The sequence below is a fragment of the Pseudomonas sp. NPDC087626 genome (genome assembly GCF_044743405.1).
Taxonomy (GTDB): Bacteria; Pseudomonadota; Gammaproteobacteria; order Pseudomonadales; family Pseudomonadaceae; genus Aquipseudomonas.
The window spans coordinates 16,525-35,837 of record NZ_JBIUWJ010000043.1 but is presented as its reverse complement, the minus strand read 5'-3'; the positions used below and the strand labels follow the sequence as shown (position 1 = coordinate 35,837).

Genomic DNA, 19,313 nt, shown 5'->3' with positions numbered 1-19,313 from the left:
ACGGAGCAACCGACCATGAAACGCCAATTACTGCTGAGCCTGACCCTTTCCCTCCTCGCCGCTAACGCTTTTGCATTGCCAGCGGCCGAGCAAGCCACACCACAAGCCAAAACCGAACACTCGGTGTTCAGCCAGACCGTTGCCGAAGGTGGTTCCGACCGTCTGCTGGAACGCAACAAAATCGCCGCCGATGGCTACGACCGCACCCCACAAGGCCAGACCGTTGCCGAAGGCGGCCGTGATCGCCTGGAAGAGAAAGGCCTGGTTGAAGATGGCTACGACCGTACCCCACAAGGCCAAGTTGTTGCCGAAGGTGGTGGTGACCGTGTCATCGAACGCAACAGCGCAGTGAGCTGAGCCCATGGTGGCCCTGAAAAAAGCCCGACTCCCTGGAGTCGGGCTTTGACTTTGCGTCAACCGCAACGCCCCGCTACGCCCTTGCTGTCTCCTGCCACTGAAGTTCGACGCCAGCAAAGCTGATTTGCTAGAGTGCGCCGCTGTCCCTGATTAGAAGTCAGCCGCCTGATGCTGCCCCGCGCCGAACAGAAACAACAGACCCGCAATGCCCTGATGGACGCTGCCCGCCACCTGATGGAGTGCGGCCGAGGATTCGGCAGCCTGAGCCTGCGCGAAGTAGCAAAAACCGCCGGCATAGTCCCCACCGGCTTCTATCGGCATTTTGCCGATATGGACCAACTGGGCCTGGTGCTGGTCAGCGAAGTTGGCCAGACCTTCCGCGAGACCATTCGCCTGGTGCGCCACAACGAGTTCGTCATGGGCGGGATCATCGATGCCTCGGTGCGTATCTTCCTCGACGTGGTGGCCGCCAACCGCTCGCAATTCCTGTTCCTGGCCCGCGAGCAGTACGGTGGCTCCCTGCCGGTGCGCCTGGCCATTGGCCAATTGCGCGAGAACATCAGTGCCGACCTGGCAGCGGACCTGGCCTTGATGCCCAAGCTGCAACACCTGGACCTGGCCGGCCTGTCGGTGATGGCGGACCTGATCGTCAAGAGTGTATTCGCCACCCTGCCCGACATTATCGATCCCCCCCTCGAAGCGCTGCCCGAGCATCTGACCCCGCAGGCGAAGATCACCCAACAATTGCGCTTCATCTTTATCGGCCTCAAGCATTGGCAGGGGCTGGGCAGCACCGAATAAGCCCTCCGGCCCCCGTCGCCTGATCGCGCGACAAAAAGGTGCGTCCGCACGCCCTCGCGCACCAAACCACGCCACACCATCCCCCCTGGCCCCGCACCACTTTCTAGCATTCACAGGCTAGCCGAGGAAATTTCCTGCAACCATTCCTGTTGGCAAGCCCCTTGCTCTAAACCCTGCATTGTCCTTTGCCGGAAGTTTGCCATGCTGGTGATTCATCGCAGAATCGACCCTCAACCCCTCTGGGCCGCCGAGTTACACCTGAACTTCGAGGCCCGCAGCAAAAGCCGCCTGCGCTGTTTCAGTGCCGCGGGGGAAGATGTCGGATTGTTTCTGGAGCGCGGCCAGCCCCCCCTGTTCAACGGTGAATGCCTGGAGGCCGAGGACGGTCGCATCGTGCGGGTCTGCGCCCGCCCTGAACAACTGCTGCACGTCACCTGCGCCAACGCCTTTGAACTGACCCGCGCGGCCTATCACCTGGGCAATCGCCACGTCGCCCTGCAAGTCGGCGATGGCTGGCTGCGCCTGCTCGACGACTATGTGCTCAAGGCCATGCTCGAGCAGTTGGGCGCCCGCACCGTCAGTATCGAGGCGCCGTTCCAGCCGGAGCACGGTGCCTACGGTGGCGGCCATCACCATTCGCGCCACGGCGACGAAGACTTCAACTACGCCCCCAAACTGCATCAGTTCGGCGTACGCCTGTGAATCCCGCCTGGGCGCTGCTACGCCTGGCCAGTCCACAGTTGCCGATTGGCGGCTACAGCTATTCCCAAGGCCTGGAAATGGCGGTGGACAACGGCCGCGTCAGCGACCCGTCGACCGCCAGGCGCTGGATCAGCGACCAGTTGCTGCTCAACCTCGCACGCTTTGAGGCGCCCTTGCTGCTCGCCCACTGCAACGCTGCCGCCAGCGCAGACTGGCCGCAGTTGTCGAGCCTCTGTGAGCAGCACCGCGCCAGCCGCGAAACCCGCGAGCTGCACCAGGAAAGCCGGCAGATGGGCTACTCCCTGCAACAACTGCTCAGCGGCTTGCCGGAGTTGGACCCACCTGCCCGAGCATTTCTCGAGCGCTGCCACGAGCCCCATCTGGCCCTGTGCTGGGCGCTGGCCGCCCGCGCTTGGCACATCACACCGCAGGACGCCCTGGCGGCCTGGCTGTGGAGCTGGCTGGAAAACCAGCTGGCGGTGCTGATGAAAACCCTGCCGCTGGGCCAGCAAGCGGCGCAGCGCCTGACCAGCCAATTGCTGCCGCTGCTGCAACAGGCGCAGCAGGACGCCAGCCGAATCAATCCCGAACACCTCGGCAGCGCCGCGTTCGGTCTATCCCTGGCGTGCATGGCCCATGAGCGCCAGTACAGCCGCCTGTTCCGTTCCTAGGGCCGGTCATTTTGGAGAATCACATGAACACACAACCTCTGCGTGTCGGTATCGGCGGCCCGGTCGGCTCCGGCAAAACCGCCCTGACCCTGGCCCTGTGCCTGGCGCTGCGTGAGCGCTACAACCTGGCGGTGGTGACCAACGACATCTATACCCGCGAAGACGCCGATTTCCTGGTGCGCAACCAAGCGCTGGCCCCGGAGCGGATCATTGGCGTGGAGACCGGTGGCTGCCCGCACACGGCGATTCGCGAAGACGCCTCGATCAACCTCGAGGCGGTCGATCAACTGAACCGGCGTTTTCCGGGACTGGACCTGATCCTGGTGGAGTCCGGCGGCGACAACCTGTCGGCGACCTTCAGCCCCGAGCTGTCCGACCTGACCATCTACGTGATCGATGTTTCGGCGGGTGACAAGCTGCCGCGCAAGGGCGGGCCGGGGATCTGCAAGTCCGACCTGCTGGTGATCAACAAGATCGACCTGGCCCCACTGGTGGGCGCCTCTTTGAGCCTGATGGACAGCGACACCCAGCGCATGCGCAACGGCAAACCCTTTGTCTTCAGCAATCAGAAAACCGGCCAGGGCCTGGAACAGATCATTGCCTTCATTGAACGCCAGGGCCTGCTGACCGCGGCCTGACAGTTATCCACAAGACACTCGCAAAGGAAGCCTATCCATGACACTCAAACGCCTATTTGCCGCCGCGGCCCTGCTGCTCACCCCGGCCCTCGCTTTCGCTCACCCGGGCCATGGCGACAATGGCTTACTGGCCGGCATCAGCCATCCCATCGGCGGCCTCGATCACCTGCTGGCGATGCTCGCCGTCGGTTTGTGGGCTGCGCAACAACAAGGTGCCGCACGCTGGGCACTGCCCTGCACGTTCGTCGGCACCATGCTGCTGGGTGGGTTTCTTGGGTTCGAGGGCTTGAGCCTGCCGGCCCTGGAAAGCGGCATTGCGGCCTCGGTGCTGGCGCTGGGCCTGGCGGTGGCGCTCGCGGTGCGACCAGCCCTGAGCCTGGCCGTTGGCGCGACCGCCCTGTTTGCCCTGTTCCACGGCGTGGCCCACGGCCTGGAGCTACCCGAGATGTCCAGCCCGTGGACCTACGCCGGCGGCTTCGTCATTGCCACCGCCAGCCTGCATGCTGCCGGGTACGCCCTGGTGCGCGTGTTGCCACAAGCCGCCGCGCCGCTGGTACGCCTGGCCGGTGCAGCATCGGCGGCGACCGGGGCCTGGCTGCTCGCGGGATAGAGGATGCAAGCTGCGAGCTGCGAGCTGCGAGCTACAAGCAGATCTGCTTTTGCTTGCAGCTCGAAGCTCGAAGCTCGAAGCTCGCAGCTCGCAGTCCTGCTACCATGTCGCGCAAACACTCCTGCCGTGACGACGCCAGCCAATGCCCGATGCTCCCCGCTCCGCCTCCCAGCCTGAACTGACCGCTCTGTTTGCCACTGTGCAGCAGCATTTTCGCGGCGTGATCGTGCCTCTGTGGCAGGGTCCGGGCTGGAATGCGCAGATGGCATTGCCCTACGAAGCCCTGGATGCCCGGCACCAGCCATTGCCGCCCCAGCGCTATCGGGCCATGGCCTGCGCGCGCCAGTTGTACCTGTTCGCCAGCCTGATCGGTGAAGTGCCGGCGGCCGAGGAGCGGGCTGCGGCGCTGTTCCGTTCGTTGCAACAGCACTTTCATGATAGCGAGCATGGCGGCTGGTTCTACAGCATCGACCCCCAGGGTGCACCGCTGGATCAGCGCAAGGACCTCTACACCCACGCCTTCATCCTCTTCGCCTGCGCCCATTACTGGGCCAAGGTGCGTGAGCCGCTGGTGGAGTCGGTGCTCAACGCCGCCCTGCAGGTGCTGGCCCAGCACTTCGCCACTGGCAACGGCCTGTACGAAGCGAGCCTGGACCGCGACTGGTCGTCACTCGGCGCAGGCCCCCTGCAAAACCCGCTGATGCACCTGGCCGAAGCCTTCCTGGCCACCCTGGCGGTGCGCGAGGACCTGGCCGTCGAGGCGGCACTCAAGGCGTTGTGCGCCGCCATGCAGCAGCACTTCATCGACCCGCAGCACGGGGTGATGATGGAGAAACCGCTGGGGGCTGTGGATAACTGGTTTGAGCCGGGGCATCAGTTCGAATGGTTTTTCCTGCTGGACGCTTCGCCGACCCTGCGCGGCTCGGCGCTGCATGCTTCGCTGGACCGCGCCTTCGCCTTCACCGAACAACGGGGGGTGGAGCCGCAGACTGGGGCCGTCGTCGCCATACTCGACCTGGTGGAGGGTCAACAGCCGCGCGATGCCACCCAGCGCATCTGGGCCCAGGCCGAATACCTGCGTGCCCTGACCTTGCGCCCGGCCAGCCAGGCGGCGCTGTTGCACCAGTTACAAGCCTTGCAGCAACGTTTCCTGCACGCCGGCGGCTGGCACGAATGCCTGGACGCCAGCGGTACCGTCAGCCGCCAGGATATGCCGTCGACCACGCCCTACCACCTGGCGACCTGTTATCGCGGGTTGGCTGAGTATCTGGGTTGAGCTAAACACCGCTTTCGCGACAAAGCGCTTCGGTCGTCAGCCAGCAATCCACTTCGGATCAGCGGTAAAGCTGATGGTCAGCCATCGCGCGGCATCCGGCTTGCCCAATTGCGCCGAAATCTGCTCACGCAGGGCATCCAGCGTCGCCACGCCCTCCAGCCGGTAATCCACCGGCAACACCACGTGAATCTCGATAAACCGCGCCCGCCCGTGTTTCTGCACGTAGCTGACGTAGTCGGCAAAACCGTGCTCGGCCTTGGCCGCGTCCATTACCTGGCGCACCTTGTCATCCAGTTGATCGGGGGCGATGCCCAGCACATCGCGCAGCGCCGGGCGCAGGATCTTCCAGGCCGGCGCCAGCATGCTCAAGGCCAGCAGGATCAGGATCAGCGGGTCGACGTACAGCGCCCACTGGCCATACCCCTGGGTCTTGAGCAGCAGCGCCGTGAGAAAGCTCACCAGCAAGCCCACCGACAGCATTGCATCCACCAGCCAGCTGATGTTGTCGAACTGGATCAACGTGGACTTGAGCGCGCGATTGCGCTGACGGATGTAGAAGAAATAGGCGAACTCGACAACGGTAAACACCGCCGCATAGATGATCACCAACCCCAACTCGATCTCGCGGCCACCGTTGATGATGCCGAACACACCGTTGAGAAAGGCGTAGATCGCAATCAGCAGCAGGAAGCTGCCTTCAATCAACAGCACCATGGGCTCCAGGTGCCAGAAACCGAACTGGAAACGCTGATTGCTTTGCTTGGCGATCAGCTTGGCGGTGATCAACATCAGGACCTTGATGAAGGTCGCGATCAACGAAAAGAAACCATCGAACAGGATGGATTGGGACCCGGAAACAAAACCCGTGACGATCCCGGCGATCGCCACGGCCAACATCAGGACGGTCGATTGCTTGAGCAGTGCCTGCTCACCTCGGTTACTCACATGGCCTCCTTGTGAACCCGGACAACCGCGACATGCGGTGGGGGTTTCAACAAGGAGTGTACCTTATGCCCTGTTTTGGCCGAATCGGCGCCTGCGTCTTACCCCTTGGCGTTACGATCAATCGCAAAGCCACCCCAGGTCTGGCTCACGGGCATCAGTTCCAGGCGGTTGATGTTGATGTGCGCCGGCGCGTTGAGCACCCAGAAGATGGTGTCGGCAATGTCTTGCGGCTGGATCGGCTCAGCCCCGGCATAGGTCGCGTCGTAGCGCGCCTGGTCGCCAGCAAAGCGCACCAGCGAGAACTCGCTTTCGCACAGGCCCGGCTCGATGTTGCTGACACGCACGCCAGTGCCCTGCAGATCGCACCGCAGGTTCAACGAGAACTGTTTGACGAAAGCCTTGCTCGCGCCATACACGTGGCTGCCCGGGTACGGGTAGTTGCCGGCGATGGAGCCCAGGTTGATGATCCCGGCGCCACGACCGTGGGCGATCAGGCGGGGCAACAACAGACGCGTGCTGTACATCAGGCCCTTGATGTTGGTGTCGACCATGGTGTCCCAATCGTCGAGGTCGCACTTGGGTGCCGGGTCCACGCCCAGGGCGAGGCCGGCGTTGTTGATCAGCCCGCGCAGCGTGGCAAAGGACGGCGGCAGGTTGGCAATGGCCGCTTCCATCGCCTGGCGATCCCGCACATCGAGCACCAGGCCATGGACCTCGGTCTGCTTCGACAATTCGGCGCACAGGGCATTCAGACGCTCTTCACGACGCCCCGTCAGCACCAGTTTCCAGCCAGCCTCGGCAAAACGACGGGCGCAGGCTTCACCAAAACCGGATGTGGCGCCGGTAATAAACAGGGTGTTGGACATCGTGCTCTCCTGGATTGGGCTGATCCACAGCCTTGAAATCGATTAACTAGCGGCAGCATGCCCGGCCACGTTCCGAGGGGCAACCTCGGGTTTTCTGGACAAAAAACAACCAACTCGGCCGAGCCCTTGTGGACCGTGGCCCGCAGCCAACTGCACGCACCTTATCCACAGCCCCGTCCACAATCTTTGGGGGCAAGTACAAAAGCCTGGGCACCGCTATCCACAAGGCTTTGCGGGCAGATTGAAAAGTTTTTTGCTTGACCGAGGCCGCCCCACGTGTCGCCCTCCCGGGTTGAGCCCGACCGGCCGGTCAAATTGGCGATGGCTTCAAGCCAGCAAATTCGCTGCTTTGCGAAGTCTTTCCAGAGTTTAACCACAGACTTATCCACAGGCTGCGAGGGCGATTTTCACCTGCATCCGGCGGCCAATAAAAAGGTTGACAATCCAGGCTCAGGGCCATGCAAAAGCCGCTGTGCAAAAATCAACCACAAGCTTGCAAGCCACGTAAACAAAGGCCCGCAGCGAGTTGCACCCACGTTACCCACAGCCAGCTCCACAGCAAACGGGGACAAGTCAAAACTGTGGAAAAACAGCCATTTGCAGCGTCTTTATGTCGCGCTTTGACAGCTGTTGAATATTGTTTTCCACATTTTCCGTTTCACCCCGAAAATCCACGATCAAGCCTCCATAACAACAAAAAAAACGCCCTGAGGGCCGGAGCCGTCAGGGCGTTGGTTTGCCGCTTGCCGGTCTAGTGACCGCCAAGGTAAGCGTTGCGCACCTCTTCGTTCACCAGCAGCTCCTTGCCGGTACCGGTCAGGCGGATCTGCCCGTTGACCATCACATAGGCGCGGTCCGACAGGCGCAGGGCATGGTTGGCGTTCTGCTCGACCAGGAAAATGGTCATGCCGGTCTTGGCCAGCTCGCGCAAGGTGGCGAAGATCTGCTTCACCACGATCGGCGCCAGCCCCAGGCTCGGCTCATCGAGCAACAACAGCTTGGGCCGGCTCATCAAGGCACGCGCAATGGCGAGCATCTGCTGCTCGCCACCGGACATGGTCATGGCCCGCTGGGTCCGACGTTCCTTGAGTCGCGGGAACAGCTCGAACATGCGCTGCATGTCTTCACTGGCGTACTTGTCGCCGATGGGAATGGTGCCCATCAGCAGGTTTTCCTCGACGGTCATGTCGGGGAATACCCGCCGTCCTTCCGGCGACTGCGCGATGCCGTTGGAGGCGATGTAGTGGGACGACTTGTGGGTGATATCCACCCCCTGGTAGATGATCTGCCCGTCAGCGGCCCGGGGCTGGCCGAAGATCGACATCAGCAGGGTCGATTTACCGGCACCGTTGGAGCCGATCAGGCTGACGGTTTCGCCTTCGTTGATGTGCAGCGAGACTTTTTTCAGGGCCTGGATTGGCCCGTAGAACACGTCCAGCTCCTTGAGTTCGAGAATCGGTTGGCTCATACCAGCTCCTCTTCATCGGCACCCAGGTAGGCGGCGATCACTTTCGGGTCGTTGCGAATGGCTTCGGGTCCGCCCTCGGCGATCACGTTGCCGTGGTCCAGCACCACGATGTGGTCGGAAATGCTCATTACCATGCCCATGTCGTGTTCAATCAGCACCACGGTCAGATCGTGCTCGTCGCGCAGCAGCCGGATCATCGCGCTCAGCGCTTCGGTTTCCTGAGGGTTGAGACCGGCGGCCGGTTCGTCGAGGCAGATGATCTGCGGCCGCGTGCACATGGCCCGGGCGATTTCCAGGCGGCGCTGCTGGCCGTAGGACAGTTCACCGGCCAAGCGGTTGGCGCAGTCCACCAGGTCAACCACTTCCAGCCAATAGAACGCGCAGTCCAGCGCATCGCTTTCGGCCTTGCGGTAGCCCTTGGTGTTGAGGATCCCAGCCAGCAGGCTGCGGTTGACCCACATGTGCTGGGCCACCAGCAGGTTTTCCAGCACCGACATTTCCTTGAACAGGCGAATGTTCTGGAACGTGCGCGCCAAGCCGGCGCGGTTCACCAGGTGAGTGCCACCGAACATTTTGTAGTACAGCCGGCTGACGAAGTTTTTCGGCGAGACGAAATCGCTGGCCTTGAAGGACTCGCCCAGCAACTGGATGACGTTGGTAGCCTGGCCACGGGTATTGAGTTCGATCTTGCCGCCGGAGGCCTTGTAGAAGCCGGTCAGGCAGTTGAACACGGTGGTCTTGCCGGCACCGTTGGGGCCGATCAGGGCAAAGATCGAATTGCGATGGACCTTGAGGCTGACGTCACTGAGGGCCTTGATGCCGCCGAAGTGCATCATCAGTTTTTCTACCGAGAGTACGACTTCACTCATGGCGCTGCCCTCTTTCATACGCAATGGCACCTTTACGTGGAGTCACACCGGTACGGCTGATCCGAATCAGGCCGCGCGGTCGCCAGATCATCATCAACACCATCAGGATGCCGAACAGCAGCACCCGGTACTCGGCGAAGCCGCGCAGCAGCTCCGGGGCCACGGTCAGCACGAACGCGGCGATCACCACGCCGATGGTCGAACCCATGCCGCCGAGCACCACGATCGCCAGGATCAGTGCCGACTCAAAGAAGGTGAACGAGGTCGGGTTGACGAAGCCCTGGTAGGTGGCAAAGAACACCCCGGCCAGGCCCGCGGTCGAGGCACCGATGGTGAACGCCGAGAGCTTCACCAGCACGTGGTTCAGGCCCATGGAACGGCAGGCGATTTCATCTTCGCGCAAGGCCTCCCAGGCGCGGCCGACCGGCATGCGGGTCAGGCGATGCTTGATGTACAGCACTGCCAGCACCACCAGGAACAGCACCGCGTAGATGAAGTAGTACTTCACGTCCGGGTTGTAGGCAATGCCGAAGAACTCATGGAACGGCACCCCGCCCTCTTTGGCGCGCTTGCCGAACTCCAGGCCGAAGAAGGTTGGCAGCGGTGCAGCCATGCCGTTCGGACCGCCCGTCAGCGACAGCCAGTTGTTGAGGATCAGGCGGATGATTTCACCAAAGCCCAGGGTCACGATGGCCAGGTAGTCACCGTGCAGGCGCAGCACCGGGAAACCGAGGATGCAACCGGCCAGCGCGGCCGTGATCGCCGCCAGTGGCAGCACCGTCCAGAAACCCAGCCCCAGGTATTGATAACCCAGCGCCAGGCCATAGGCACCGATGGCGTAGAAGGCCACGTAGCCCAGGTCGAGCAGCCCTGCCAGGCCCACCACAATGTTCAGGCCCAAGCCCAGCAGCACGTAGATCAGGCCCAGGATCACTACGCCCAGCAAGTAGGAGTTGGAGAAGAACGGGAAGACCACCGCGATGACGATCAGCAGCGGGATGATCCAGCGCAGCCGCGACTTGTAGTCCGGCGCCAGCACGTGCACGCCGGAGCCAGTGGACTCGAAACCTTCGAGGATCCGCCGACCCTTGGGCGACTGCAGGAACAGGCTCAGGGCGAAACGTCCGGCCATGACCACGGCAATGATCCAGGCAACGCGCTTGGGTTCCAGGTTGAAGCTGTAGCCATCCAGCACGACCCCGACAATGGGGCCAAAGACGATCAGGGCAATCAGGCCGGCAAGAATCGCGTCGACCACACTTTCTTTGACATCAATGGATTTTTTATGGGTTGAAGACATCGCTTACACCTTCGACACAAGAGGACGGCCGAGCAGGCCTTGGGGCCGAAAGACCAGAACAAGTACCAGCAGCGAGAAGCTGAAGACGTCCTTGTAGTCCGAGTTGACCAGACCGGAGAACAACGACTCGGAAATGCCCAGGATGATTCCGCCGAGCATCGCCCCGGGCAGTGAGCCGATACCGCCCAGGACCGCTGCGGTGAAGGCCTTGATGCCGATGACGAAGCCTGCGTAGAAGTCGAAGGTGCCGTAGTTCATGGTGATCAGCACGCCGGCCAGGGCCGCCATCGCTGCACCGATGATGAACACGTAGGAAATCACCCGGTCGGTGTTGATCCCCAGGATCGAGGCCATCTTGCGGTCTTGCTGGGTGGCACGGCACATGCGGCCGAGCTTGGTGTACTTGATGACGTAGGTCAGCAGCGCCATGCCGGCGAATGCCGCGACCAGGATGAAGATCTTGGTGTAGGTCAGTTGCACGAACCCGTCACCGATGTCCACGCGCCAGGCACCGGTCAGCAGTGTCGGAACCCCTTGTTGGCGAGCGCCCTGGCTGATTTGTGCATAGTTTTGCAGGATCAGGGAAATACCGATGGCACTGATCAGCGGTGCCAGGCGGGTCGAGTTGCGCAGCGGTTTGTAGGCGACACGCTCGATGACCCAGCCATACACCCCAGTAACGATGATGGTGAAGATCAACGTGCCGAGCATCAACAGCGGGAAGGATTCGATACCGAAGTAAGCCAGCAGTGCCAGACTGATTGCCGCGAGGTAAGCGGAAATCATGTAAACCTCGCCGTGGGCGAAGTTGATCATGCCAATGATGCCATAGACCATTGTGTAGCCGATGGCGATCAGTCCATAGACCGACCCGAGGGTCAGGCCATTGACCAGTTGCTGCAGGAAAATACCATCCATAACGCTATCTCACGCAGTGAGAACCCGCACCCTTGTCGGGGTGCGGTTCTTCTAAGGAAAATACAGATTTACGTCGCAGTAATGTCAGACAGGCCACCGCAGCCCCCTTGTGGGAGCTGGCTTGCCAGCGATAGCGGTAGATCATTCAACAGAGTTGTCGACTGTCAGGCCGTCATCGCGGGCAAGCCCGCTCCCACAGGGAATGTGGCGTCCGCTTGATCAAGTGCCGTTATTTCTGTTTTTCCAGCTGGTGGTATTTACCGTCCTTGTCCCACTGGTAGACCACGTAGTCGGAGACTTTCAGGTCGCCCTTGGCGTCCCAGGTCTTCTCGCCCATCACGGTCTTGACCGGGTTGGCCTTGAGCCACTTGGCGGCGTCTTCGCCTTTGTTCGACTTGGCGCCGTTGAAGCCTGCCGCCAGGGCCTGGACCGAAGCGTAGGCGTACAGGGTGTAGCCTTCAGGCTCGGTGCCAGCCTTGCGGAAGGCATCCACGACCGTCTTGCTCTCTGGCAACATGCGTGGGTCGGCGCCGAAGGTCATCAGCACGCCGTCGACGTATTGCGGGCCACCAGCGGTGGTGACCAACTCGTCGGTGACGATGCCGTCATCGGACATGAACTTGACGTCTTTCAGGCCTTCGGTACGCAGTTGCTTGACCAGTGGACCGGCTTCCGGGTGCAGGCCGCCGAAATACACCACGTCGGCACCGGCCGCGCGGATCTTGGTGACCACGGCGCTGAAGTCTTTTTCGCCGCGGGTCAGGCCTTCATACAGCACCGGCGTTACGCCGCGCTTTACCAACTGGGCCTTGGTTGCGTCCGCCAGGCCCTGGCCGTAGGTGTCCTTGTCGTGCAGCACTACGACTTTTTTGCCCTTGAGCACATCGACGATGTAGTCGCCGGCCACGATGCCTTGCTGGTCGTCACGCCCGCACATACGGAACATGGCGCTCAGCCCGCGCTCGGTGACCTGTGGGTTGGTGGAACCCGGGGTGATCGCGATGATCCCGGCTTCGTCGTAGATTTCCGAGGCTGGAATGGTCGAGGAGGAGCAGAAGTGACCGACCACGCCGGCAACTTTCTGGTTGGTGAGGTCCTTGGCGACCGTCACTGCCTGTTTTGGCTCGCAGGCGTCATCGCCCTTGACCAGCACGATCTTCTCGCCATTCACGCCGCCTGCGGCGTTCACGGCGTCGGCCGCTGCCTGTGCACCCTTCATGTACTGCTCGCCAAATGCCGCGTTGGCGCCCGTCATCGGACCCGCTACACCGATCTTGAGGTCGGCCTGAGCAAACGCAGAAACACCCAACGCAGCAGCCACTGCGAGGGCCAGAAAGCCTTTCTTGTAAAACGTCTGGGACATGAGGTGGTGCTCCAAGGTTTTTTTTAGTTGGCACTGCAACTTCACTGAATGCTCAGAGCAAGGGCCGTGCCATCGGTTTTTTATTCTTGAGCAAGTCGCTGCCTTATTGTTTTTTCGACAGTTTTGGGCCCATTTTCATTGGGCGTGCAACCGTCTAGATCGCAGAAGGTGAAACCGTTATTTTTTAAGGGTGAAACCTTCGCGTGCCACCATTGCAACCGTCAGCAGAAACGACGTGCAACCAACCTGTAACAGCCCGCGTCACCGAACTGCACACTGCTGGTGCGGGACTGCTACAACCCGCACCATTACAGGCTAGACGTTACCGCCGAAAGTGCCGCGCCCAAGGGCAAATTCCCTTGTTTAAATGACAATCCGCAGGCACTGGCCCGCGTGATAGAGGGAGAACCCGGTTTCGTACAGGCAACTGCGCAAACCCACGCCCAGCACTGGCTGCATGGGTGCGAAGGGAATCGGCAAGGCTTGCGGATCACCGTGGCACAGGTAGTCGGCGAAGGCTTTGCCGACCACGGTACCGGTGGTCACTCCACGGCCGTTGTAGCCAGTGACGGCGACCAGGCCGGGCGCTGGCTCGAACAGGCGCATCAGGTGATCGGGGGTAAAGGCGATGCAGCCGGTCCAGGTGCACTCCCAGTCCACCGGCTTGAGGTAGGGGAAATAGTGTTGCTGCACCCGATCGGCCCAGGCCTTGAGGAACCAGGCGGGCTTGCGGTTGCCATTGCCCAGGCTGCCGAGCAACAGGCGACCGTCCTGGTCACGGCGAATGCTGCTCAGGACCTGGCGGGTGTCCCAGGAGCCCTGGCCGCCTGGCAGGATCTGCTGCGCGGCTTCTTCGGTCAGGGGCGCCGAGGCGACCTGGTAGTAGTAACCCGGGAAAAAGTTACGCCGCAGCTCGGTCCAGTCGCCCTCGGTGTAGGCGTTGGAAGCGATCACTACCTGTTCGGCGAGAACCGCGCCCTCGGCGGTGTGTACTGCCCACAGCTGGCCCTGGCGCTCCAGCCGGGTCACCGCTGAGTGGTCGAACAACTGGCCTCCCAGGTCGGCGGCGGCCTTGGCCAGGCCACTGGTGTAGGCCATTGGATTGAGTGTGCCAGCGCGGCGATCAAGCAGCGCGGCGGCGATTTTCCTGGTCCCGGTGGCTTGCTCGCAGGCCGCTCCGGTCAACAGTTCGACCGGGGCGCCGCGACGTTTCCATTGCGCTTCGCGGCTGCGCAGATCGGTTTCGCCAGTACGGTTGTGGGCCATGTGCAGCGTGCCCTCACGGCGCAACTGGCAGTCGATGCGGTACTTGTCGATCAGGCTGAACACCAGCGCGGGGGCCGCGCCGAGCATACGATTGAGCTGGCTGCCGACGACTTCGCCAAAACCCTCTTCAATCTCGTCCGGGGGAATCCACATGCCGGCGTTCACCAGCCCGACGTTGCGCCCCGAACCGCCCTGGCCGCAGCGCTGAGCCTCAAGTACACAGACGCTCTTGCCCTGTTCCAGCAAATGCACGGCCGCCGATAAGCCGGTGAAGCCGGCGCCGATCACGCAGACATCGGCCCGCACCTCGCCCTTGAGCGCCGCCCGGTCAGGCCGTTGCGGCGTCAGTTTTTCCCATAAGCATTCTTCGCGTAACGGCATTGCAAGCTCCTGTCGGAGCAGCTACGAGCCGCAAGCTACAAGCCGCAAGCCAGTTTGCTTGAAGCTCGCAGCTTGTAGCTGGCCGCTGCTTAATCGAACGTAATGCCCTGGGCCAACGGCAGTTCCAGCGAGTAGTTGACGGTGTTGGTCTGGCGTCGCATGTAACCGCGCCACGCATCGGAGCCCGACTCGCGACCGCCGCCGGTTTCTTTCTCGCCGCCAAACGCGCCGCCGATTTCCGCACCGCTCGGGCCGATGTTGACGTTGGCGATCCCGCAGTCGCTGCCCACCGCCGACATGAACTGCTCGGCTTCACGTACGTCAGTGGTGAAGATGCACGACGACAGGCCTTGCGGTACAGCGTTGTTGAGGCGCAGCGCTTCGGCGAAGTCGTTATAGCCAACCACGTAGAGGATCGGCGCGAAGGTTTCGCTGCACACCACGTCGCTTTGCTCGGGCATTTCGACGATGGCTGGCGAGACGTAGTAGGCGTTGGGGAACTGCGACTCGAGCTGGCGCTTACCGCCGAATACTCGGCCGCCTTCACTCAGGGCCTGCTCCAGGGCGTCCTGCATGTTGTCGAAACTGTGTTTGTCGATCAGTGGCCCGACCAGGTTGCCTTCCAGCGGATGGCCAATGCGCACCTTGGAATAGGCGGCCTTGAGACGGGTGACGATCTCTTCCTTGACCGATTCGTGGGCAATCAGCCGGCGCAAGGTGGTGCAGCGCTGGCCAGCAGTGCCGACGGCACTGAACAGGATGGCCCGGACCGCCATGTCCAGGTCGGCGCTTGGGCCGAGGATCATCGCGTTGTTGCCACCGAGTTCGAGAATGCTGCGGGCGAAACGGGCGGCGATCTTCGGCGCCACTTCGCGGCCCATGCGGGTACTGCCGGTGGCACTGATCAGGGCTACGCGCGGGTCGTCCACCAGCGCTTCACCGGCATCGCGGCCGCCGATGATCACCTGGCTGAGGTAGGGCGGTGCATCACTGAAATTCTTCAGCACTCGTTCGAACAGCGCCTGGCAGGCCAGTGCGGTGAGTGGGGTTTTCTCCGACGGCTTCCAGATCACCGGGTTGCCGCACACCAGCGCCAACGTGGTGTTCCAGGCCCAGACCGCGACCGGGAAGTTGAACGCACTGATCACCCCGACCACGCCCAGCGGATGCCAGGTTTCACGCATGTGGTGGCCCGGGCGCTCGGAGGCGATGGTCAAGCCATAAAGTTGGCGGGACAAACCGACGGCGAAGTCGCAGATGTCGATCATTTCCTGCACTTCACCCAGACCTTCCTGAGTGATCTTGCCGGCTTCCCAGGACACCAGCTCGCCCAGGTCGGCCTTGTATTCACGCAGGACCTCACCGAACTGGCGCACCAGCTCACCGCGGCGCGGCGCTGGCACCTTGCGCCACAATTCGAATGCATGCTCGGCACGACTGACCTGCTGCTCGACTTCGGCGGCACCTTCCCAGTTCACCGAGGCAATCTGGCTGCCATCGACTGGTGAATGCACGGGCTGTTTGCCATTCTGGTACAGGGCCGGGTTTACCCCCAAACGATCAAGCAATGCGGCAACCATGGGTCACTCCTCAAGCAAAAAACGGAAAGTTCGCAGCCGCAGCAAGTCGGCTGATCAGGCCTGTAGTTGTAGCGCTACACAGACGAGCCAACAAACGACGATTAGGCGAGATATCATTCCGTTTATTCATGCAACGCGTTGCAACAAGAACAAAGGGACCACCCATGCTGAATAAACGCCATTTGCCATCGATCACTGCCCTGCAGTGCTTTGAAGCGGTCACCCGCCACCTGAGCTTCACCCGCGCCGCCGAAGAGTTGAACCTGACTCAGAGCGCAGTGAGCAAACAGGTGGCGCAACTGGAAGAGCTGTTGCAGCACCTGCTGTTTCGCCGGGTCCGGCGGCGCCTGCAAATGACCCCGGCTGGGGATCTGTACCTGGTTGAAGTCCGAAAAATCCTTACCCAGGTCGAAATGTCGACCCACTACCTGCGCTCCTACGGTGGCGAGACAGAAGTCTTGCGGGTGTCCACCCCGCCTACTTTTGGTGCCCGCTGGCTGGTGCCTCGCCTCAAGGGTTGGCGCCTGCGCCATCCGCAGATTCATCTGGACCTGTGCAGCGAACAGGAAGCCGACGACCTGCTGCAAGGCCGTGCCGACCTGGCGTTCTACTTCGGCCAGGGCTCTCGACCGGGCACTGAGTGCCTGAAACTGTTCGGCGAAGAACTGGTCCCGGTGTGTGCGCCCGGCAGCCTGCCGGAGCACCCCTTCACGGACCCGACCCAGCTCACCGACCTGGTGTTGCTGCAAAATGCCTCGCGGCCCCAGGCCTGGCACGACTGGTTCGACAGCCAGGGTTACCAGACCGAACACAGCTACCACGGGCCACGCTTCGAGACTTTCTACATGTGCATCCGCGCCGCGCAAGTCGGCTGTGGCGTGGCCCTGTTGCCGCGTTTCCTGGTGGAAGAAGAACTGGCGGACGGCAAGCTGGTCATTCCCTGGCAGCATGCAATGCCCAGCAGTGACGCCTATTACCTGGCCTACCCGGAACACTCGGCGGAGGTGCCCAAGGTCCGGGATTTTGTGAAGTGGATGCTGGAGCAGATCGATACCCCGGCAGCCAACTGATGAGGGCCGCTCCAACAATGGATAGGCGTCGTCCAAAAAATCACTGGCAATCACCACTGCCGATATGCGCCACTACGCCCACTCAATGAAACTGCGTTAAAGGCTGCGGCCAGCCTGGAGATCCCCGTTATGAGCGAGAGTGTGTTTGCCGATCGCATCGTGCAGAACCTGCTCGACACCGACTTCTACAAGCTGACCATGATGCAGGCGGTGCTGCACAACTACCCTAACGTTGAAGTCGAATGGGAGTTTCGCTGCCGCAACAGCGAAGACCTGCGCCCTTACCTGGCGGAAATCCGTTTTCAGATCGAGCGCCTGGCCGAGTTGAGCCTGAGTGCCGACCAGTTGGGTTTCCTGGAGCGCATCAGCTTCATGAAGCCGGACTTCCTGCGTTTTCTCGGGCTGTTCCGCTTCAATCTGCGCTACATCCACACCGGCATCGAACAGGGCGAATTGTTCATCCGCCTGCGCGGGCCATGGCTGCATGTGATTTTGTTCGAGGTGCCATTGCTGGCGATTGTCAGCGAGGTGCGCAACCGCTATCGCTACCGCGAAGTGGTGCTCGAGCAAGCCCGCGAGCAGCTGTATCGCAAGTTCGACTGGCTGAGTGCCAACGCCAGCAGCGAGGAGTTGTCCGAGTTGCAGGTCGCGGATTTCGGCACCCGTCGCCGGTTTTCCTACCGGGTCCAGGAAGAAGTGGTCAACGTGCTCAAGCACGACTTCCCGGGGCGCTTCGTCGGCACCAGCAACGTGCACCTGTCCCGGGAAATCGACATGAAACCGCTGGGCACCATGGCCCACGAGTGGATCATGGCCCACCAGCAACTCGGCCCAAGGCTGATCGACAGCCAGAGCGCCGCCCTCGATTGCTGGGTCCGCGAATACCGTGGCCTGCTCGGCATTGCCCTGACCGACTGCATCACCACCGATGCATTCCTCAACGATTTCGACCTGTACTTCGCCAAGCTGTTCGACGGCCTGCGCCACGACTCCGGGGACCCGATCCTGTGGGCGGAAAAAGCCATCGCCCACTATCACAAGCTCGGCATCGAGCCGATGAGCAAGACCCTGGTGTTCTCCGACAGCCTGACGCTGCCCCGCTCGCTGGAGATCTTCCGGGCGTTGCGCGGGCGGATCAATGTCAGCTTTGGCATCGGAACCAACCTGACCTGTGACATTCCCGGTGTCGAACCCATGAGCATCGTGCTTAAAATGGCCGCCTGCAACGGCCAGCCCGTCGCCAAGATTTCCGACGAGCCTGGCAAGACCCACTGCAAGGATCCGAATTTCGTCGCCTATTTGCGACATGTGTTTCAAGTACCTGCCGCCCTATCTGGCAATTCAAGCAAGGAGTGAATTCATGCAAGCCGTACAGCGTGAGATTGCTGAACAGCTCAAGGTCCAACCGCCCTTCGCCGACCAGGCTGCCCTGGAAGCGGAAATCGTGCGGCGGATCGCTTTCATCCAGGACTGCCTGGTCAATTCCGGGCTCAAGAGCCTGGTGCTGGGCATCAGTGGTGGCGTCGACTCGCTGACCGCAGGCCTGCTGGCCCAACGCGCCATGCGTGAACTGCGCGAGCGCAGCGGTGATGCGGGCTACAAATTCATCGCCGTGCGCCTGCCGTACGAAACCCAGTTCGATGAACACGAAGCCCAGGCGTCGGTGGACTTCATCGCGCCCGATGAGCGCCACACGGTCAACATCGGGCCGGCGGTCAAGGCACTGGCCAGTGAGGTCGCGGCCTTTGAAGGCAAACATGCGGTGTCGGTGGATTTCGTGCTGGGCAATACCAAGGCGCGCATGCGCATGGTTGCCCAATACACCATCGCCGGCGCCGCCCACGGCCTGGTGATTGGCACTGACCACGCCGCCGAAGCGGTGATGGGCTTTTTCACCAAGTTCGGTGACGGCGCCTGTGACCTCGCGCCCCTCAGCGGCCTGGTGAAAAACCAGGTACGGGCCATCGCCCGACACTTCGGCGCGCCTGAGTCACTGGTGGAAAAAGTCCCTACCGCCGACCTCGAGGACCTGTCGCCGGGTAAACCGGACGAAGCCTCCCATGGCGTCACCTACACCGAGATCGATGCCTTCCTGCACGGTGAGCCGGTGCGTGAAGAAGCATTCCGGATCATTTGCGACACCTATAGAAAGACCCATCACAAGCGGGTGATGCCGTTTGCTCCTTAAGCAGCTGCCATCACCTCGGCAGCGGTAAGCTGCCCATTTCATTA

The 19,313-nt window shown here is 61.8% G+C and carries 19 protein-coding genes; 10 read left to right on the top strand and 9 right to left on the bottom strand.

Annotated features, from left to right (window positions below; translation table 11 throughout):
* Window positions 1–15 precede the first annotated feature (15 nt).
* The 7 genes from ACIOVD_RS25440 (at window position 16) to ACIOVD_RS25410 (ending at window position 5,055) form a co-directional block, all read left to right on the top strand.
* Window positions 16–357, top strand: coding sequence for a hypothetical protein (locus ACIOVD_RS25440; protein WP_401130903.1), 342 nt, complete (start codon window positions 16–18; stop codon window positions 355–357).
* A 168-nt stretch (window positions 358–525) separates the two neighbouring features.
* Window positions 526–1,158, top strand: coding sequence for a TetR family transcriptional regulator (locus ACIOVD_RS25435; RefSeq protein WP_095169537.1), 633 nt, complete (start codon window positions 526–528; stop codon window positions 1,156–1,158).
* 201 nt (window positions 1,159–1,359) lie between these two features.
* Entirely contained in the window at window positions 1,360–1,860 is a 501-nt protein-coding gene (ureE, locus tag ACIOVD_RS25430) for an urease accessory protein UreE (RefSeq protein WP_159993473.1), read from the top strand.
* Window positions 1,857–2,531, top strand: coding sequence for an urease accessory protein UreF (locus ACIOVD_RS25425; protein ID WP_159993471.1), 675 nt, complete (start codon window positions 1,857–1,859; stop codon window positions 2,529–2,531). Before ureE ends, ACIOVD_RS25425 begins: the two co-directional genes overlap by 4 nt.
* A 23-nt stretch (window positions 2,532–2,554) precedes the next feature.
* A complete protein-coding gene (ureG, locus tag ACIOVD_RS25420; protein ID WP_095169540.1) occupies window positions 2,555–3,169 on the top strand; it encodes an urease accessory protein UreG in 615 nt (204 codons plus the stop codon).
* Window positions 3,170–3,206: 37 nt separating this feature from the next.
* Window positions 3,207–3,779, top strand: a complete 573-nt coding sequence (locus tag ACIOVD_RS25415; protein WP_095169541.1) for a HupE/UreJ family protein — start codon at window positions 3,207–3,209, stop codon at window positions 3,777–3,779.
* 142 nt (window positions 3,780–3,921) lie between these two features.
* Window positions 3,922–5,055 carry an AGE family epimerase/isomerase gene (locus ACIOVD_RS25410; protein ID WP_401130900.1) on the top strand — a complete coding sequence of 378 codons (1,134 nt, stop codon included), beginning with the start codon at window positions 3,922–3,924 and terminating at the stop codon, window positions 5,053–5,055.
* 36 nt (window positions 5,056–5,091) lie between these two features.
* Here the strand turns inward: ACIOVD_RS25410 and ACIOVD_RS25405 are convergent, their stop codons facing one another.
* The 9 genes from ACIOVD_RS25405 to ACIOVD_RS25365 form a co-directional block, all read right to left on the bottom strand.
* Window positions 5,092–6,000 carry a cation diffusion facilitator family transporter gene (locus tag ACIOVD_RS25405; protein ID WP_401130898.1) on the bottom strand — a complete coding sequence of 303 codons (909 nt, stop codon included), beginning with the start codon at window positions 5,998–6,000 and terminating at the stop codon, window positions 5,092–5,094.
* A 98-nt stretch (window positions 6,001–6,098) separates the two neighbouring features.
* Window positions 6,099–6,866: an SDR family oxidoreductase gene (locus ACIOVD_RS25400; RefSeq protein WP_095169544.1), complete on the bottom strand. Its 768-nt coding sequence runs from the start codon at window positions 6,864–6,866 to the stop codon at window positions 6,099–6,101.
* Between the two features lie 751 nt (window positions 6,867–7,617).
* Window positions 7,618–8,334 (bottom strand): ABC transporter ATP-binding protein, encoded by a 717-nt coding sequence (locus ACIOVD_RS25395; RefSeq protein WP_095169545.1) that lies wholly within the window; start codon window positions 8,332–8,334, stop codon window positions 7,618–7,620.
* Window positions 8,331–9,203 carry an ATP-binding cassette domain-containing protein gene (locus tag ACIOVD_RS25390; protein ID WP_320333522.1) on the bottom strand — a complete coding sequence of 291 codons (873 nt, stop codon included), beginning with the start codon at window positions 9,201–9,203 and terminating at the stop codon, window positions 8,331–8,333. The genes ACIOVD_RS25395 and ACIOVD_RS25390 overlap by 4 nt, the downstream gene beginning before the upstream one ends.
* Entirely contained in the window at window positions 9,196–10,503 is a 1,308-nt protein-coding gene (gene livM / locus ACIOVD_RS25385; protein ID WP_095169547.1) for a high-affinity branched-chain amino acid ABC transporter permease LivM, read from the bottom strand. Before livM ends, ACIOVD_RS25390 begins: the two co-directional genes overlap by 8 nt.
* 3 nt (window positions 10,504–10,506) lie before the next feature.
* Window positions 10,507–11,421, bottom strand: coding sequence for an ABC transporter permease subunit (locus ACIOVD_RS25380; RefSeq protein WP_095169548.1), 915 nt, complete (start codon window positions 11,419–11,421; stop codon window positions 10,507–10,509).
* Window positions 11,422–11,650: 229 nt separating this feature from the next.
* Entirely contained in the window at window positions 11,651–12,784 is a 1,134-nt protein-coding gene (locus ACIOVD_RS25375; protein WP_095169549.1) for a branched-chain amino acid ABC transporter substrate-binding protein, read from the bottom strand.
* Between the two features lie 363 nt (window positions 12,785–13,147).
* Window positions 13,148–14,431 carry an FAD-binding oxidoreductase gene (locus ACIOVD_RS25370; RefSeq protein WP_095169550.1) on the bottom strand — a complete coding sequence of 428 codons (1,284 nt, stop codon included), beginning with the start codon at window positions 14,429–14,431 and terminating at the stop codon, window positions 13,148–13,150.
* Between the two features lie 89 nt (window positions 14,432–14,520).
* Window positions 14,521–16,011, bottom strand: a complete 1,491-nt coding sequence (locus ACIOVD_RS25365) for an aldehyde dehydrogenase family protein (RefSeq protein ID WP_166589851.1) — start codon at window positions 16,009–16,011, stop codon at window positions 14,521–14,523.
* A 164-nt stretch (window positions 16,012–16,175) separates the two neighbouring features.
* Between ACIOVD_RS25365 and ACIOVD_RS25360 the strand changes: the two genes are divergently transcribed.
* From ACIOVD_RS25360 to nadE, 3 genes are all read left to right on the top strand, one after another.
* A complete protein-coding gene (locus tag ACIOVD_RS25360) occupies window positions 16,176–17,081 on the top strand; it encodes a LysR family transcriptional regulator (RefSeq protein WP_159993467.1) in 906 nt (301 codons plus the stop codon).
* A 129-nt stretch (window positions 17,082–17,210) separates the two neighbouring features.
* A complete protein-coding gene (gene pncB, locus ACIOVD_RS25355) occupies window positions 17,211–18,437 on the top strand; it encodes a nicotinate phosphoribosyltransferase (RefSeq protein WP_095169553.1) in 1,227 nt (408 codons plus the stop codon).
* Window positions 18,438–18,441: 4 nt separating this feature from the next.
* Window positions 18,442–19,269 carry an ammonia-dependent NAD(+) synthetase gene (gene nadE, locus ACIOVD_RS25350; RefSeq protein ID WP_320333520.1) on the top strand — a complete coding sequence of 276 codons (828 nt, stop codon included), beginning with the start codon at window positions 18,442–18,444 and terminating at the stop codon, window positions 19,267–19,269.
* Window positions 19,270–19,313: the final 44 nt, after the last annotated feature.

What these genes read in the sequence shown, in the direction of transcription:
- ACIOVD_RS25440 (WP_401130903.1), top strand. Translation starts at nt 16, where the DNA reads ATGAAACGCCAATTACTGCTGAGCCTGACCCTTTCCCTCCTCGCCGCT.
- ACIOVD_RS25435 (WP_095169537.1), top strand. Translation starts at nt 526, where the DNA reads ATGCTGCCCCGCGCCGAACAGAAACAACAGACCCGCAATGCCCTGATG.
- ureE (WP_159993473.1), top strand. Translation starts at nt 1,360, where the DNA reads ATGCTGGTGATTCATCGCAGAATCGACCCTCAACCCCTCTGGGCCGCC.
- ureG (WP_095169540.1), top strand. Translation starts at nt 2,555, where the DNA reads ATGAACACACAACCTCTGCGTGTCGGTATCGGCGGCCCGGTCGGCTCC.
- ACIOVD_RS25415 (WP_095169541.1), top strand. Translation starts at nt 3,207, where the DNA reads ATGACACTCAAACGCCTATTTGCCGCCGCGGCCCTGCTGCTCACCCCG.
- ACIOVD_RS25410 (WP_401130900.1), top strand. Translation starts at nt 3,922, where the DNA reads ATGCCCGATGCTCCCCGCTCCGCCTCCCAGCCTGAACTGACCGCTCTG.
- ACIOVD_RS25400 (WP_095169544.1), bottom strand. Translation starts at nt 6,866, where the DNA reads ATGTCCAACACCCTGTTTATTACCGGCGCCACATCCGGTTTTGGTGAA.
- ACIOVD_RS25395 (WP_095169545.1), bottom strand. Translation starts at nt 8,334, where the DNA reads ATGAGCCAACCGATTCTCGAACTCAAGGAGCTGGACGTGTTCTACGGG.
- ACIOVD_RS25390 (WP_320333522.1), bottom strand. Translation starts at nt 9,203, where the DNA reads ATGAGTGAAGTCGTACTCTCGGTAGAAAAACTGATGATGCACTTCGGC.
- livM (WP_095169547.1), bottom strand. Translation starts at nt 10,503, where the DNA reads ATGTCTTCAACCCATAAAAAATCCATTGATGTCAAAGAAAGTGTGGTC.
- ACIOVD_RS25380 (WP_095169548.1), bottom strand. Translation starts at nt 11,421, where the DNA reads ATGGATGGTATTTTCCTGCAGCAACTGGTCAATGGCCTGACCCTCGGG.
- ACIOVD_RS25375 (WP_095169549.1), bottom strand. Translation starts at nt 12,784, where the DNA reads ATGTCCCAGACGTTTTACAAGAAAGGCTTTCTGGCCCTCGCAGTGGCT.
- ACIOVD_RS25370 (WP_095169550.1), bottom strand. Translation starts at nt 14,431, where the DNA reads ATGCCGTTACGCGAAGAATGCTTATGGGAAAAACTGACGCCGCAACGG.
- ACIOVD_RS25365 (WP_166589851.1), bottom strand. Translation starts at nt 16,011, where the DNA reads ATGGTTGCCGCATTGCTTGATCGTTTGGGGGTAAACCCGGCCCTGTAC.
- ACIOVD_RS25360 (WP_159993467.1), top strand. Translation starts at nt 16,176, where the DNA reads ATGCTGAATAAACGCCATTTGCCATCGATCACTGCCCTGCAGTGCTTT.
- pncB (WP_095169553.1), top strand. Translation starts at nt 17,211, where the DNA reads ATGAGCGAGAGTGTGTTTGCCGATCGCATCGTGCAGAACCTGCTCGAC.
- nadE (WP_320333520.1), top strand. Translation starts at nt 18,442, where the DNA reads ATGCAAGCCGTACAGCGTGAGATTGCTGAACAGCTCAAGGTCCAACCG.